We start from the raw sequence: 16,515 nt of genomic DNA, 5'->3' as shown, positions 1-16,515 counted from the left end.
CTGTTTTAATAAATATACAGTAACTGGAACTTTGTATTAATGAGAAGATAACACTATAATGTGAGATAGAATAATTTAATTTTTATTGTGAGGTGGGAGGGATAAGTATGGCTTATGAGCAGAAGATGAAACAGACTGATCATAGTGTTATTGAATTTATTGAGAATATTGAAAGTATATCAAAGAAAGAAGATGCTTATCGCTTACTTGATATATTTAGTGAAGTCACAGGTTATGAAGCGAAATTATGGGGACCTTCCATTATAGGTTTTGGTGTTTATCAGTATACTTATCCGACGGGACATTCTGGCACAGCTCCACTAGTTGGGTTTTCTCCACGCAAAGCAAAAATTAGTCTTTACTTAACAACGGAAGAAACGGTAAGAAATGAACTTCTACCAAAGTTAGGAAAGCATAGCTCAGGAAAAAGCTGTGTTTATATTAATAAGGTGGCAGATATTCAGTTAGAAGTACTACAACAATTAATAAAAGAAACGGTTGATTTTGTGCAAAAAACGTATCCACAGTCTTAACCAATTAGGGATGTCAAAGATATATCGAACAACGTTACCGATATATCTTTGACATCCCTTTCTGCAATTCTCGAAAAGTAAATAGAGAACTCTTTATTCGCTCTGTAGGAGAGGAGACTAATTGTTACAACGTTCCGCAATGGTCGACACGTTTAATACAAGCTTGCATATATCATTATTATAGCAAGGGGAATTGTTTCACTCGATGCTATCTTTGGTTGTAACTTAATAATCTAATGTGATTATTAAGTTACAGAGATAGGAGGTCATATTATTGAGGGTAAAAAGGAATAGAAGCCGTACTAATTGCAAGAAAAATATTATGAGAATATGGCATCTCCGTCAAGAACAAGCGAATGCATCAAAATTCAAAATGATTAGTTTAATAGTACTTACATCTGCATTAATGCTGCCAACTTCATTATATGGAACGATCCAGTCTCAAATTATGCAAATAACTAAAATTGATGGAGATACAAACAGGGTAGCGAATGCTGCAGGAGTACTTGATGTATCAATACTGTCTAATGGTAGCTTAATTGCCATTCACCAAGTTTCCGGGGGGAAAGAGCAAATAAAGTTAAACTACACTGGGACAGGCACTGCGAAATTATCGCTACTGAGTTCTGCGTGGGTTATTTTTGAGATTCCACCAGAAATATCTACAATTATGGCTACTGAAGGGGTTGGGTTTGCCTCTAGAGTAAGTGCTGATTATGATGTGCCAGGACTACTTCTTTCTAGAGCAAAAGGAAATGTTGCTGCGGATAACATATTGCTTGATGCAGCTAATCATCGAATTAGTATTAATATATATTCGATTATTTCGATTAATTTACTTAATAGTAGTGATTATCACTTCAATCTGAAAATAATGCTGGATGAGCTGCCTGTTGCAGGAAGTGGGAAATATGTATTCAAAGCATCAGCTACAGATCAGATTGTTCAGCTAGATTTATTAAGTAATGCTCCTGCAACCGCTGAGATGACTGCCCCAACACCGACACCAACACCAACACCAACACCAACACCAACACCAACACCAACACCAACACCAACACCAACACCAACACCGACACCGACACCGACACCGACACCAACACCAACACCGACACCAACACCAACACCAACACCAACACCAACACCAACACCAACACCAACACCAACACCAACACCAACACCAACACCAACACCAACACCAACACCAACACCCACACCGACACCAATTCCAACACCGACACCGACACCCACACCGACACCGACACCGACACCGACACCGACACCGACACCGACACCAACACCAACACCAACACCAACACCAACACCAACACCAACACCAACACCAACACCGACACCGACACCGACACCGACACCAACACCAACACCGACACCGACACCAACACCGACACCAACACCAACACCGACACCGACACCGACACCAACACCAACACCAACACCAACACCAACACCAACACCCACACCCACAGCCACAGCAACACCAACACCAACACCAACACCAACACCAACACCAACACCAACGCCAACACCAACACCAACACCGACACCAACACCAACACCGACACCGACACCAACACCAACACCAACATCAACACCGACACCAATACCAACACCAACACCCACAGCAACACCCACAGCAACACCAACACCAACACCAACACCAACACCAACACCAACACCGACACGGACATCGACACCAACACCCACAGCAACAGCAACAGCAATACCCACAGCAACCCCAACCCCAAGCCCAACAGCAACACCGACACCGACAGCAACACCTACCTCAGCCCCATCTTCAATTCCGATTACAACTGTTTTGCCATCCCAACTACAATCTCAAGAAACGAATGGAGGTAACCAAGTGGTGAGTGATAATGAGGAAACGGTGAGTATCCCTAACAGACAAGATCAGAATTCAAATTCTGAATTAAGCGAGATCAAAGATGTCTTAACTGAAATTTTGGAAGCTTTAAATATTCAGCCAACTGGACAACTGCCATCAACGACGATATCAGATGAGCAAATAGAGGAGTTAAATACATCAGTTAATGAAGCATTAGAACAGGCTGAGAACAGTTTAGCAACAGGAAAAACTATTGGTACAGTAGGAGCTTCAATAGGTTTATTAAATATAGTTATGTATGTATATAACAAATTGAGAGGACAATCTTCTGGATCAGGCAATATGGGCGGAGGTGTACCATCTAATACGGGTACAGGTTCTGCACGATCTAGTGAAAATCCATCGAGTCCAAGTGGTCGTAAAGAGGATCTTGCGGAGGAGCATACAAAAAGCGAAGATAACTCAAAAACAGTACGAAGCGATTCCAATAACAAGGAGAATTCCAACAATAAAAGTTCAGGTAAGGGAGATAAAGGGGAACGTTCTGATACAAAATCATCTGGAAAAAATACAGAAACTAATAAGAAAGAGCGATCTTCTAACTTATCGACTCGTGAAACTTTCATACCATTAGTCGGACAACATTTTGGAACATTAACAATTCCAAGGCATCAGGCTACAATGCAATTAATCGAAGGTACGGAACAATCCCATCTTCAACAAGGGTTAGGACACTACGTTTATTCTGCATTTCCTATGGATCAGGAACAAATTATATTTGCTGGTTATTATGAAGGTACAACTTATCGCATTCGTGAGTTAAATATTGGAAATACAATTACCATTGAATTACCCTATGGTTCATATCATTATCGGATTAATAAAATTGAAATGCTTCATCATCCTCAGTTGCGACTATCCCGACTTTTAGGGAAAGAAGTGTTAGTGATTATAATGTCAGAAGCTCATGATACTACCAATCGCTATATCATCTATGCAGAATCAATGGCTAATGATAAATCGGTTATGACATAGAGATAAAAGCCCAATATCTATTAATTAGATGTTGGGCTTTTATCATATAAATCGTTAGGGAGTCTAAATTTAGCCGTTGTCTCTAACAATAGCTTTCCATTTCGTAAGCAGAGAATCTCGCCGCTCTGCTGCTAAATCAAAACGATAGTTAACAAGCAAATTATCTTTATCTACAGCTTTTAATAATTGATTAACTTCAATATTAGGTTCAACTGGGATAGAGAAAGCGGTATTCATATAATAGGTTTGTGCATCACTCGAAAGAACAAAGTCAACAAGTTGCTTAGCAGATGAACGATTGGTACTAGATCGTAATATGGATACTGCTCCAATTTCCCAACCTGCTTGTGGTGGTATAGTGGATAGTATGCTGTAACCAGAATTAGTAAATCTTAATTGATCGCCAAGGAATGATATCGCCGTTGTTACTTCTCCCATAGCTAATCGTTGAGCAGATGTAATACCTGAAAAATTTGTGGCAGCACTTTGTTGTTGCAATTTATATAGTAAACTTATTGCTTCATCACTACCTCTTTCTTGCTGGAGGGAAGCAAGTAACGTATACCCAGTTCCTGATGTTTCAGGGTTAGGCATATCAATTTTCCCTTTCAATTGAGGAATGAGTAAATCTTCATATTTCAAAGGATAAGGTATATCTTTCAGTTCTTCATCTTGAGCCCACTTCTCGGTATTAATTCCAATGGAGAGGGGACCCATGTACATACCTGTCCAAAACTTTTGTTCATCCTTATAAGAATCTGGAATAAGATCACTATTTTTCGGAGCATATTTGAGCAGTTTACTACTGTTTTTCAGTTGTTCATGAAGATCAGCAGGACCACCAAGTACAACATCGATATTAGACTGATTTAAGACGAGTAACTGATAGTTAGCTTCACCGCTAGACATTCTAATCATCTCGTAAGATTGACCTGTTTTTTGTTTGAATTTCTCTAGAAGTATACGAGCTTCATCTTCTTGGAAAATAACAAGCACTTTTATAGGGACATTTGTACTTTTCTTATTAGATAGCATGATATAAGCAATGACAAAACAAACGATGATGACTAGTATACCAACGATAACGCCTCTCTTGCGCATCTGCATGGACTCTCTCCTAACAACAAAATATAAAGTATAGAAACAGCTAAACACAAGATAAGTGTAGTTATAGAACTACCTTATCTTGTGTCTTATTATACATGTAGTATTAATTATTTGTTAATGAGATGTAATTTACTTGGCGATGCTGAAATTGTAATAAAACCATTATATCTTGTAGATCCTACGTCATAAGCATCAACGATCCATTCACGGTTTTCTTCAATGCCAACGAAATAACGTTCTTTCTCCCCGAGGAAAGTGGAGTAACGAACATTAGCTGAAAGCTGGAAATCTGATTCCGAAGGTTCTAAATCAATCTTCAACGATTCAGGTCGAACACTTAATAAAACTTGATCTCCAACTTGTACATCTAGATCTGTAGACACTTTTATTTTGCGTCCTCCCTTACCATATTTTATGGTAGCAGCACCATCTTCAGTAGATATAACTTCTACGGGCAAGAAGTTTGTTGTACCGATAAAATCAGCTACATATTGAGTGCGTGGCTTATAGTAAATTTCATGAGGGGTGCCATGTTGATCAATTGCGCCTTTATTGAATACTACAATCTCATCTGACATAGACAATGCTTCTAACTGGTCATGTGTTACATAGATAACAGTTAGTCCAAGTTCTTGTTGAATCGTGCGAAGCTCTACTCGCACTTCTTCTCTTAATTTTGCATCCAGATTACTTAATGGTTCATCTAGCAAAATAATTGGAGAATTCATAACCAACGCACGAGCCATAGCAACACGTTGTTGTTGACCACCAGACATTTCATGAGGATAACGCTCTTCAAGTCCTGTTAACTTAACTTGTGCTAGTGCTGAGGCTACTCTATCTTGAATTTCTTTTTCAGGGCGCTTCTGTACATCAAGACCGTATGCGACATTATTAAAGACAGTCATATGCGGGAATAGAGCATATTCTTGGAAAACCATTGGAGTTCCGCGTTTATATGGAGGAAGATCATTAACTAATTTACCATCCATAATGATTTCGCCACTATCTATTGTGTAGAAGCCTGCAATAGAACGAAGTAAGGTTGTTTTACCACAACCACTTGGACCAAGAAAAGTAATGAATTTTCCTTTTTCAATTTGTAGATTTACATCTTTCAAGACGTGGTTTTGGCCGAACACCTTATTCACGTTTTTCATATCCAACAACAGCTGTGACGCCATATCATCCACTCCTTAAACTTTTCATTAAACTTCTCGAACATACCTCTCAGTAAATGAAAAGTACCTCGAAAGCATAAACAAACTTTTCATTAAACTTCTCGAACATACCTCTCAGTAAATGAAAAGTACCTCGAAAGCATAAACAAACTTTTCATTAGAAATCAAAGATTTTTACTTTATCACGGAATATTAATTTGATGATGCCTAATGTACCTAGGGTAGCTCCCATTAGACCTACAGCAACTGCAGCTGCCCAATAATATGTTCCTGTCTCTGCGTAGTTGAAGATCGATACGGCAGCCACTACCCATTTCGGAGTAATTAAGAAAATAATAGTACTTAAAGTGTTCATATTTTTCATGAACGCATATACAAAGTTAGCAACAATTGTTTTTTGCAACATTGGGAATACAATAGAAGATAAAGTTTTGCTACTGTTAGCTCCTAGGTTTGTCGCAGCTTCTTCAATAGACTTATCTACTTGTTTGAAAGAAGCAGTTATACCTCGATAACTGACTGGCATTTGCTTCAATAGCATTGCAATGACGATAAGTATTGCGGATCCTTGTAGCACAATTGGTCCATTGCTGAATGCGACGATTAATGCAAGACCAACGAATGTACCAGGAAGTGCAATAGGAAGTACAGCCGTGAAATCAAGTATCTTTTTACCTGGGAATGGTTTGCGTGTAATGATAAAAGCTAATACAAGAGCAAAAGCAACAGCAAGCAGAGCACTTATAAGTGATAATACTAAACTGTTAAGAACTGCTGGACTTGATGAACTGAATACAACTTTTTGTAAATGATCTAAGGTAAAGCTATTATCCCGACCAAAATTACGTGTGAATGCGTATAAAATCGTAATTAGGAACATGGAAATAATCATTAGTGAAATAAATGCATTGAATATGAATAAACCGATATCTGTTTTTTTAGAAGTAGTTGTACGAGTTAATCCAGAGATAGGTTTTCCCGTAATTGTTGAATAGGAACCTTTAGAGAGCACTTTGTTTTGAAGCCAGAATACGAGTAGCGCAGGTATCACGAGAATGATACCCATTACTGAAGCTAGCCCTGCTTCGTTATTAATAATTTCCCCGTAGATTTCTACCGCTAACAAGGAATAATTTCCGCCAATTAGTTTTGGATTACCAAAGTCAGCGAAGCAGTTAATTGCTACCAGTAGGAATGCATTCACGACTCCAGGTAATGCAAGTTTCAAAGTAATTGTTCTAAAGAGTTTGAAACCTCTCGCACCAAGATTTTGTGCTGCAACTTCTAGGTTAGGAGAGATTGAACGAAGTACTCCAGTAATTGTCATATAAGCTAATGGGAAATAAGAAATGGTCTGAACAATCCATAGACCAGGTAAGCCGTATAGATCAAGCTCAACTCCAAAATTAGCTCTTAACCATTGAGAGATAAATCCTCCACGACCGAATAAAAGTAAAAATGCAAGACCACTCATAACAGATGGTGCAAGTAACGGTAGGAAGGCGATGAACCGGAAAAACTTTTTACCTTTAATATTGCTATAGTTGATTGCATACGCGTAGATGAAACCAAACACTGTAGCCGTCAAAGCTGATAATGATGAGCTAACAATAGTATTCATTAGAGCTTTACCATAACGAGGCTTAGTGAAGAAAGTAACCCAATTATCTGCTCCAGATGAGAATACAACAACAATTAAGGGATAGATGACAAATAGAATAAGAAATATAAAGCTTGTTACAACGAGAACAAGTGATGAGGGATCTTTGAGTAGTCTTTTGATGGACTCTCCCATTCCTTTTTTTTCTTTCAACATAGGAGGCGCTACCACCTTTCGCTTTCATAAATGGGGCTATGAAGTGTAGTACACTTCATGCCCCGCAAAGTTAATTATTTCAAATCTTTTAGGGCATCTTGAAGTTCTTTACGTTGACTTGCTGCAGTCCAAAGATCGTAGTTTACGTTGTAATTCGTTTCCTTAATATCGATACCACCATCTGGTACTGGAACAGTTGGTTTTACTGATACAGAGTAAGCAGATGAAGTATAGATTACAGCTGGTTTTTCAGTAAGCATGAAATCCATTAGTTTTTTTGCAGCATCTGTATTAGGGCCGCCTTTAACGATAGATAAAGCACCGACTTCATAACCAGCATTTTCAGGAACTACGCTCACAATTGGGTTTCCTTGTTTTTTGATTTTCAATTGGTCACCAAGGAAAGTTACTCCAATTGTGTATTCACCATTTGCTGCTTTTTGAATTGGCTCGATACCTGACTTAGGTCTTTCTTTCAAGTTAGGTAGTAGGCTCTCGATGTAACTTAACATCTGATCTTTGCCCCATACTTGCGCAAGGGAAGCTACTGCTGTATAAGCTGTACCAGATGTTGCTGGGTCTGACATTCCAATTTCACCTTTATATTTTGGATCTAGTAAATCTTCAAAACTTTGTGGATATGGATCATCACCATATTTTTCTTTCCAACGCTCTTCGTTAATACCAATAGCGATTGGGTTCAAGTAGAAACCCGTCCAGAAACCATCTTTATCTTTATGATTATCCGCGATATCAGATGCATTTGAAGAAATATAAGATTCAAGTACATTGGCTTGTTTTAATACTTCGTGAGAATCAGCAGGACCACCCATTAGAAAGTCTGCTTGAGGATTTGCGGCCTCATTCTGTACTCTTGAAACAGCTTCTCCGCTTGGAAGACGTAAAATATCGTAATCAATACCAGTTTCAGCTTTGAATTCATCTAAGATTTTGCGAGCTTCTTCTTCTTGGAAAATGGAATAAACAGTTATTTTCTTTGTCTCTTTACCACCAAATACTCCGCTTTTGTACATGAAAAATGCTGCAATCAAGACAACTGCGATTATTGAGATAATGATGATAGAACTGTTGCTTTTTTTTCTTGCCATTTTCATTACCCACCTTCATTCAAATTTGAGGAATCGACTTTGAAATAGGCGCGGTGATTTGTTTCATCTAGCAAATCATAGACAACGAAATATTCACTACTGTAGCGGTCAATGTGAATCCAATGCTTGTAGCTGTCCTCATTTTCATTGAGTTGAATAACGAAGTGATCTACAGGTTGATGATCGAGATTCGTTATTGGACTAAAATCAATGACCCTAGCGGCAAGATGAATATAATCTGATAGTTCTTGTCGCTCTTTTAGAGTAAGCATCGTAAGTTGACCACTAACGAGTGAAAATACGTCGTTAGTGCTATCATTCACAGCATCACCAATCATGTTCTCCGTTAATATTTTGTCTATGAGCATGCTTTGCAGTTTGCGAATCGTTGCACTTACATTTAAAGAGCTAACGTAATCATCGCTGAACCGGAATGTGTTCGCTTCGATCTGGAAGAGTAGTGGATCTTGATCTAGATAATGCATCACTCCTGAAAGTGCAAAGCTTGAACGCTTTGTAACACGTTCCTTCGTACCAGAGTAAAGTAATTCATGAAAGGTAAGTTTTAATTTGAGTAGCTCTTTCGGATCATCAATCGTGATTTGACCGAGTCCAGGATAAGTGATCTCTACTCGCATTGGCATACCAGACATCTGATCAAGTGAGCTTTGCCCAATTGAAACGATACGTACCTCTTCAACAGGAATTCGAAATGCGTATGCACATATACCGATAAGCATGCATCCTATTAGCAACTGCAACGCTATGAGACGGAACCATGAAAGCCCTTTCTTATCTCCTGGCATTAACTTTAACCTCCTAATATATTAGAAAAATATATGTTTTGTATCAATTTTGTAACAGCGCTTACATTTCTGAAGATTTCTTGAAATAAAGCGTAACAGTTGTACCAACTAGTTCTTGACTTTCGACAACAATAGATCCATCTTGTAATTCCATTAGCTGTTTCACAATAGGTAGTCCAAGACCATGAGAGTTAGCCGTAATGGTACGATTATCTTTTGTTGATAGCTTGAAGAGACGACTATATTGCTCGGCACTCATACCATTTCCGTTATCTTTAATAATAATGACTCCATGAATCGCATCTTCTTTTAGTTCAACCATAATATCTGTGCAATCACTATGCTTGATTGCATTATCAATAATATTAAAAAGCACTTGCTGAGTTCGTATTGGATCGATATAGACAATCGAGGATTGATTATTTACATGTAAACTGATTGCTGACTTTTCTAAGGTTGGCATTAAGATTTGTAAACATTCATTCGTGAATACTCCGAGATCAACATATTTTCGTTGAATGTTCCAAACATCATTGCCCATTAACGAAGTATGCAATAAATGTTCAACCATTTGTAATAAACGAGTACTTTCTTTACGAATATATAAGTTGCAATCACGAACATCATCCAGTGAATTTACTTTATCTAATAGATTAGAGAAACCAATGATTGAGGTTAATGGTGTTTTCAATTCATGGGTCATATTATCGAAAAAGTTTTTTTGTTTATCCTGTTCATATTCTAGTAAAGCGATATGATGTATTAGAGCATCTGACATATGATTGAAATCATTCGTAAGTTCGCCAATTTCATCCTTGCTACTTTGTTTGATTTTCATACTAAAATCTCCAACCGCAACTTGCTTTAAGGCACGCTGTAAAGCATGGAGTGGTTTGAGTAGAGCAGAAGAGAACGAATATCCTGCTAACACTGTAATGATGAGACAAGCACAGGCAACACCGATAAACCATAATCTCATCTCAGATATGGTTGTATCATGTTGTTGTAAGTCTAATACATAACGGATTCCACCTACAATTTTACCTTGATATGAAAATGGTGCAGAGTAGATGAAATGACGAATACCATTTTCTTCAGCAATAATTGTTGCTGTCTGACCAGATAAGGCAGTCGCAATATCAGAACGCTTTAACAGCAATTCTTTATCGCTACTGCCTACAATAGTTTCATCGATGGAGAAGAGTTGTACTTGAAAATTGCTATTAGAGGATAGGTGTGAGGCAATAAACGGCGCATAGGTGCCAGTAAACAATTGCTCTACACTAATCTTCTGATCATTTAGCAACTTCAAAGTTTCAATTCGATGTAAAGTATAATATTGATTAAGGGTTTGAGTTTCACGTTCGAGCATACTTTTACTTAATGTATAATTCACGATGATATACATTGCTATAAGTAGCATTACGATCGTTAGAGTATGCTGAATGAACATCTTATTTCTAAGCTTCATGTTCTACCTCCAACTTATACCCCGTTCCATGAACAGTGACGACAATGTGCTCATGTGGTTTTAATTTTTCTCTTAATCTATTAACCATCATATCAACAGAACGGGTAGGACCATAATAATCAAAACCCCAAACCATATCTAATAATTGTTCACGAGTAAATACTTTTTTTGGATTGCTACAAAGTAACCACATAAAATCAAATTCCTTTGTCGTTGTTTTAATATATTTTTCTGAAATCTTTAATGTACGTTCAGCATGATCAATTTCGATCTGCCCCAGCTTAACTGTTTGAGCTGGTAAAGTAACCTTCATACGTCGCATTACTGCTTTAATTCGTTCAATGAGTTCCCTTGTCTCAAATGGTTTAGTCATATAATCATCAGCACCAAGTTGAAAACCTAATATTTTGTCATTCATTGCATTTTTTGCGGTTAGCACAATTACCGGTATTAGTCGTTTTTGTTGGTGAAGCGTTTGCAAGAATTGAAATCCTGATTCATCTGGTAATGTAATATCAAGTAGTATTAAGTCAATCTGATCGTTATCTAAAGCAATAAAACCATCTTTTACTGTTCCTACTACAGTTGGAGTATAGCCTTCTACCTGTAAACTAAGTTTTAACAACATTTGAATGCTAGCATCATCTTCAATAATAAGTACGTTCATATATGTTCACCCTTACGTATGACATGAGTTTTTAATTATCAATAATACAATCAGCTACTATTGTATTATGAGACAATCGTTTGCATCCATTATTGATCAACTACTCTAATCTGTAAAGTAAACTTCTTAAATACGCAAAGAGGACCCCATACATTTCATTAGAAATGTATGGGGTCCTCTTATATTTTACTTCCGTGTCCATTAATATTGTATGTTTCAACACTAATAATTATTCCAGACAATTACATATAATATCTACGAAGTTGCATTATCGCCTTCAATTTTAGCGAGAGCGTCTTTACTAACATCAACACGTTTTACAAAGAAAGTAAGAATAAAGGCAACAAGTGTAGTGAATGTCGCGATCAAGAAAGTATATTGAATACCTTCAAGCATTCCCGTTCTTTTAATAAGAGCCATTTGATCTGCAGCAAGTGTAGTTGGATCAATTCCATCTAGTTGTTCCGTTATACTTTGCGCTGTATGTGAATTCATAATACTTACGAAGATAGCTGTTCCAATTGCACCAGCTACTTGTTGAATCGTATTATTAACTGCTGTACCATGTGGGTTTAGACGTGTAGGTAATTGATTCAAACCATTAGTCATAATTGGCATCATTACCATTGAAATACCAAACATACGCACAGAGTAAACTAAAACAATGTGTAGATTTGATGTATCAAGCTCAAAGAACGTCATTTGATATGTTGCGATAGTAGTTATACCGATACCGATTATTCCAAGAACTCGTGGTCCGAATTTATCGAATAATTTTCCAGTAATCGGAGACATAACGCCCATAACAAGTGCACCTGGTAACATCATTAATCCAGAATCAAGTGGCGAGATTCCTTTAACTGTTTGCATATATGCTGGAGTAAGGATCATTCCAGCGAATAAAGCAGCAGAGTTCACGACTGATATAACATTACCTAGTGCGAACATTGGATATTTGTATACTGACAAATTCAATAGCGGTTGCCCAGATCGCAATTGTCGTAGTACGAATAATACAATCAACACAACGCCAGCGGCAATCGTTGTAATAACGATTGAATCTTTCCATCCATCAGCACTTGTACTTACAGAACTGAAACCATAAAGTAAGCTACCAAAGCCTAGCGTAGAAAGCACAACGGATAAGTAATCGAGAGTAGCTTTTTTGGTCGGCATAACATTTTGTAGTTTGAAGATGGCAAGAACAAGAGCAATAATAGAGAATGGCAAAATCATTTCAAAAAGAACACGCCAATCGTAATATTCAACGATGTATCCTGATAACGTTGGTCCAAGAGCAGGTGCAGTGATCATTACAAGGCCGAATACGCCCATTGCCGCACCACGCTTCTCACGCGGGAAACTAATTAACATTACGTTCATTAGTAATGGTGACATAACAGACGATCCAGCAGCTTGAATCATTCGACCTGTTAATAGCACACCAAAGTTAGGAGCAATAGCAGCAATTCCTGTACCTAGTGTAAATAAAGTCATTGCGGTAATGAATAAAGCTCGGTTAGTAAATCTTGTAAGTAAGAAAGCAGATACTGGAATTAGTACACCACTCACTAGCATATAACCGGTTGTAAGCCATTGTACTGTAGAATAATCTGTCATTCCAAAATCGCCCATTATTGTTGGTAGCGCTACGTTCATTAATGAGTTATTCAGAAAAGAAACAAATGCTCCAAAAAACAATATAGCTAGCATAAAATACGGGGGTTTCTTTAACTGTTGTAAAGGTTCACTCATCTTGTTTTTTTCTCCTATCTTTTACATCTAAAAGTTTTAGTTACTTAACGATTTTATATCATGAGTACAAAAAGTTCAAGTTTTTTATACTTGCAGTTTAAATAGCGTGTACAACGAACGAATATAAGGGTATACTTACTTTATCTAAGATTGGCTAGCATTAGCTTGCGAAGCTGCTTTTTATTCGATGGTAGCAACATAGCAGGTGATTAAAAATTAGGAGGCACTACATGAATAAGCGAAAGAAAATGGTAGTCGAGCATGCTCAGGCGCTTTTTTTAGAAAAAGGCATTCAAATGACGTCCATCCAAGATATTATAGAGCGTGCAGGTATTTCTAAAGGAACGTTCTATAATTATTTTTCTTCTAAATATGATTGTGTAGGTGCCATTTTACAGCAGATCAGAAGCGAAGCGAGTTTACTTCAAAGTGAACTACAACTTGGTAAAGATCCCAAGGATATTAATTTACTTATCGAACAGACTTCCGTAATTATTCGAATTAATGAAAAACGTGGTTTAAGTGCAATGTTTGAAGAACTTCTTCATTCTGGAGATCGTGATTTGAAAAAGCTTGTCCTTAATTACAAAATGGTTGAATTTGAATGGTTTGCTAATCGGCTCATAGAAATATTTGGCGAAGAATTAAGACCCCATGCACTCGAAGCAGCTGTTATTTGGAACGGTATGCAGCAACATTTGTTATTTACTGGTAAATTTATTAATCAACGCGGATTAAATGTTAAAACAGTTGCTGTATCAGTATACCAATATATGAAAGTTATTATTAATAGCTTAATAAATGAAAATACAGCGGTGCTAGATGCTGAAAAATTATTTTTGCTAAAAGTTTCGTTGGCACAAGATAAAATTAGGAGAGAAGATGTACTATTGCTGTTTGATGATTTAATTGAAAATTTCAAATTAACTAAAGCGCAAATGGACTTAGCTACTTCTTTACGATATGAAATTGAACAAGATCCATTACGAGATGCTGTAATTAGTGCATTGTTACAACCGTTTCTTGATTCATTCAAAGGAAGTGTCTTATATAATCAAGCAAGGGAAATAATGAGTGAAACTTGGCATTTTCAAAAACAATAAAGATATTATGAAATCTAATATAGGTTGAATATAAAAAGCATTCTTCTTATCGTCGTACAATTGCGTGACGATAAGAAGAATGCTTTTATTGTATGTTCAGTTCTTATTTAACTCGATACCAGTAAGGATATTGATCAATATAACCTAATTTCTTGTATAGATGACGTGCGGGAGAGTTATCGGATAATACTTGTAAATAGCTCGTATGTGCACCCTTTTGCGAACCAACGTTCAATAGCTTTGTTATAAGCGCCCCAGCAATGCCTTTACTACGATGTTGCTCGGCAGTGATGATGTTATATAAGCTTATATATTGCTTATCAACAACAGCTAAACCAACCGCTACGACCTCATTATTCAAGCTGTAACTACCGCAAATAATCTCACCTTGTATTGCTGCCATCATATCTATAATGGTAGGAATAAACTTTTCAGATACTCCGCTAAGTTGACAGTACTGCTCAATCCATTTTATAGAGATGTGGTGGAGCAAAGTGAATTGTAATTCCTCCGTTTGTTGAAGAGATGAATCTGCAATAGATTGAAAATTCTGTAATGGCATAGTCATTACGAATGATGAGTCTTGTTTTATATAGTTAAGCTGATCCAATTTTTCATCGAGACTAGGCGCTGAAAAAGGAGTGAGCTTGAATATGGTCGGTTGATTTATTGCGCTATAATATTGTTCACAACGTGCTATTTTTTCACTAATGTTTTCTTTGGAGCCAATTAACGTACTAACACAGTTTGCTCGTTTCGTATATCCATTAGCTGTACGTAGTTTCCAACCATCTATATCTTCCGTCTGCAATGCTGGCCAATGATTAAGGCTCAAGGCTTCGATATGTTCTAACTGTGAAATCATTAAATGTCACTCTCCTTCTCAACATGAATAATCATACAATATTACGTATAAATATTCAATAGGTATAATAAATATACATCCTAGAAAAATTAGGATGTATATTTATTATTGTATGAACTTAAGGTTAGATCTACATTTCTAAGAAGCATATTATTGATTAATTTGTTTCCGAACGATAGGAATTACTTTGGTTGCTAGTAGTTCAAGACTAGTTGCAATAAGATCGAAAGGTAACCCACCGATATCTAATTGAGCCATAAATCTTGTATGACCAAACAATTTATGCTGATATAATATTTTGTCTGCAATTTGTTCTGGGCTACCAACAAAGAGTGAAGCTTGTGGTGAAGTCATTTCTTCATATTGCTCGCGTGTATACGACTTATTTTTACCAAGCTGAGCATTAACATAATTTTTGTAATTCGCGTAGTATGGGAAATACTGTTCTTTCGCTTGCTCTCCATTTTCAGCGATAAACGTATGCCCCGTTACAGCAATTCTCATTTCATCTACAGGTTTTCCTAGTTGTAAAGAAGTCTGACGATATGCATCGACTAGTGGTTGGAATGAAGTAACCTCGCCTCCAAGAATAGCTAGTGTCATACCATAACCATACTTTGCAGCGCGCTCCGCACTTGAAATGCTACCGCCAACACCAATCCATAAAGGTATTTCCGTTTGTATGGGTCGTGGAGCAATTTCAGCATTATGTAAAGAAGAGCGGAACTGACCCTCCCAATTTAAACGTTCATTTTTATTAAGGAGAAGAAAAAGTTTCGTATTTTCTTCAAATAAATCATTATAATCATTAGCATCATAACCGAACAAAGGAAATGATTCAAAAAAAGCGCCTCGACCAGCTATGATCTCTGCTCTTCCATTAGAGATCAAGTCAAGAGTGGCATAATCCTCATATAATCGAACAGGGTCGATAGTACTAATGACCGTTGTCGCACTCGTTAAACGAATTTGCTTAGTTGCTTGGGCAATTGCTCCAAGTGTAACCGCAGTTGAAGAAATTGCATAATCAAGTCGATGATGCTCACCAACACCAAAAATATCTAATCCAAGTTCGTCCGCTAATTTTGCTAACTTAATAATCTCCGTAACTCTTTCTCTAGCACTAATTAGCTCACCGGTATGCGGGTTTTGTCCTAAATCAGCTAATGTATAAATACCAAATTGAAATGGTTGATGTGTCAT

13 protein-coding genes are annotated in these 16,515 nt (G+C 37.2%); 3 read left to right on the top strand and 10 right to left on the bottom strand.

Annotated features, from left to right (window positions below):
- Window positions 1–107 precede the first annotated feature (107 nt).
- Together NAG76_01690 and NAG76_01685 are read left to right on the top strand one after the other, a co-directional pair.
- On the top strand, window positions 108–533 hold the full coding sequence (locus NAG76_01690) for a DUF1801 domain-containing protein (GenBank protein URN94999.1): 426 nt from the start codon (window positions 108–110) through the stop codon (window positions 531–533).
- Window positions 534–807: 274 nt separating this feature from the next.
- Entirely contained in the window at window positions 808–3,432 is a 2,625-nt protein-coding gene (locus NAG76_01685; protein URN94998.1) for a sortase, read from the top strand.
- Between the two features lie 69 nt (window positions 3,433–3,501).
- Here NAG76_01685 and NAG76_01680 read toward each other — a convergent pair whose 3' ends face one another.
- The 8 genes from NAG76_01680 to NAG76_01645 form a co-directional block, all read right to left on the bottom strand.
- Window positions 3,502–4,539, bottom strand: a complete 1,038-nt coding sequence (locus NAG76_01680) for an extracellular solute-binding protein (protein ID URN94997.1) — start codon at window positions 4,537–4,539, stop codon at window positions 3,502–3,504.
- A gap of 107 nt (window positions 4,540–4,646) precedes the next feature.
- Entirely contained in the window at window positions 4,647–5,723 is a 1,077-nt protein-coding gene (locus NAG76_01675) for an ABC transporter ATP-binding protein (GenBank protein URN94996.1), read from the bottom strand.
- A gap of 154 nt (window positions 5,724–5,877) precedes the next feature.
- Complete coding sequence (locus tag NAG76_01670; protein URN94995.1) at window positions 5,878–7,536, bottom strand: iron ABC transporter permease; 1,659 nt, start codon at window positions 7,534–7,536, stop codon at window positions 5,878–5,880.
- 74 nt (window positions 7,537–7,610) lie between these two features.
- Window positions 7,611–8,645, bottom strand: a complete 1,035-nt coding sequence (locus NAG76_01665) for an ABC transporter substrate-binding protein (GenBank protein ID URN94994.1) — start codon at window positions 8,643–8,645, stop codon at window positions 7,611–7,613.
- A gap of 5 nt (window positions 8,646–8,650) precedes the next feature.
- Window positions 8,651–9,451, bottom strand: coding sequence for a DUF3919 family protein (locus NAG76_01660; GenBank protein ID URN94993.1), 801 nt, complete (start codon window positions 9,449–9,451; stop codon window positions 8,651–8,653).
- A gap of 61 nt (window positions 9,452–9,512) precedes the next feature.
- Window positions 9,513–10,922 carry a HAMP domain-containing histidine kinase gene (locus tag NAG76_01655; protein ID URN94992.1) on the bottom strand — a complete coding sequence of 470 codons (1,410 nt, stop codon included), beginning with the start codon at window positions 10,920–10,922 and terminating at the stop codon, window positions 9,513–9,515.
- Window positions 10,912–11,589: a response regulator transcription factor gene (locus NAG76_01650; GenBank protein URN94991.1), complete on the bottom strand. Its 678-nt coding sequence runs from the start codon at window positions 11,587–11,589 to the stop codon at window positions 10,912–10,914. Before NAG76_01650 ends, NAG76_01655 begins: the two co-directional genes overlap by 11 nt.
- A gap of 255 nt (window positions 11,590–11,844) precedes the next feature.
- Window positions 11,845–13,344, bottom strand: coding sequence for a DHA2 family efflux MFS transporter permease subunit (locus tag NAG76_01645; protein URN94990.1), 1,500 nt, complete (start codon window positions 13,342–13,344; stop codon window positions 11,845–11,847).
- Window positions 13,345–13,574: 230 nt separating this feature from the next.
- Here NAG76_01645 and NAG76_01640 point away from each other — a divergent pair, with 230 nt between their 5' ends.
- The gene (locus tag NAG76_01640; GenBank protein ID URN94989.1) at window positions 13,575–14,447 is read left to right on the top strand and encodes a TetR/AcrR family transcriptional regulator; all 873 of its coding nucleotides are present in this window, start codon (window positions 13,575–13,577) and stop codon (window positions 14,445–14,447) included.
- 103 nt (window positions 14,448–14,550) lie between these two features.
- Here the strand turns inward: NAG76_01640 and NAG76_01635 are convergent, their stop codons facing one another.
- Window positions 14,551–15,312 (bottom strand): GNAT family N-acetyltransferase, encoded by a 762-nt coding sequence (locus tag NAG76_01635; protein URN94988.1) that lies wholly within the window; start codon window positions 15,310–15,312, stop codon window positions 14,551–14,553.
- Window positions 15,313–15,462: 150 nt separating this feature from the next.
- Complete coding sequence (locus NAG76_01630; GenBank protein URN94987.1) at window positions 15,463–16,515, bottom strand: LLM class flavin-dependent oxidoreductase; 1,053 nt, start codon at window positions 16,513–16,515, stop codon at window positions 15,463–15,465.

Source organism: Candidatus Pristimantibacillus lignocellulolyticus (assembly GCA_023639215.1).
In the GTDB taxonomy this organism is placed as follows: Bacteria; Bacillota; Bacilli; order Paenibacillales; family Paenibacillaceae; genus Pristimantibacillus; species Pristimantibacillus lignocellulolyticus.
Note: the sequence above shows the minus strand (reverse complement) of the source record. Positions and strands in the feature narration are given on the sequence as shown.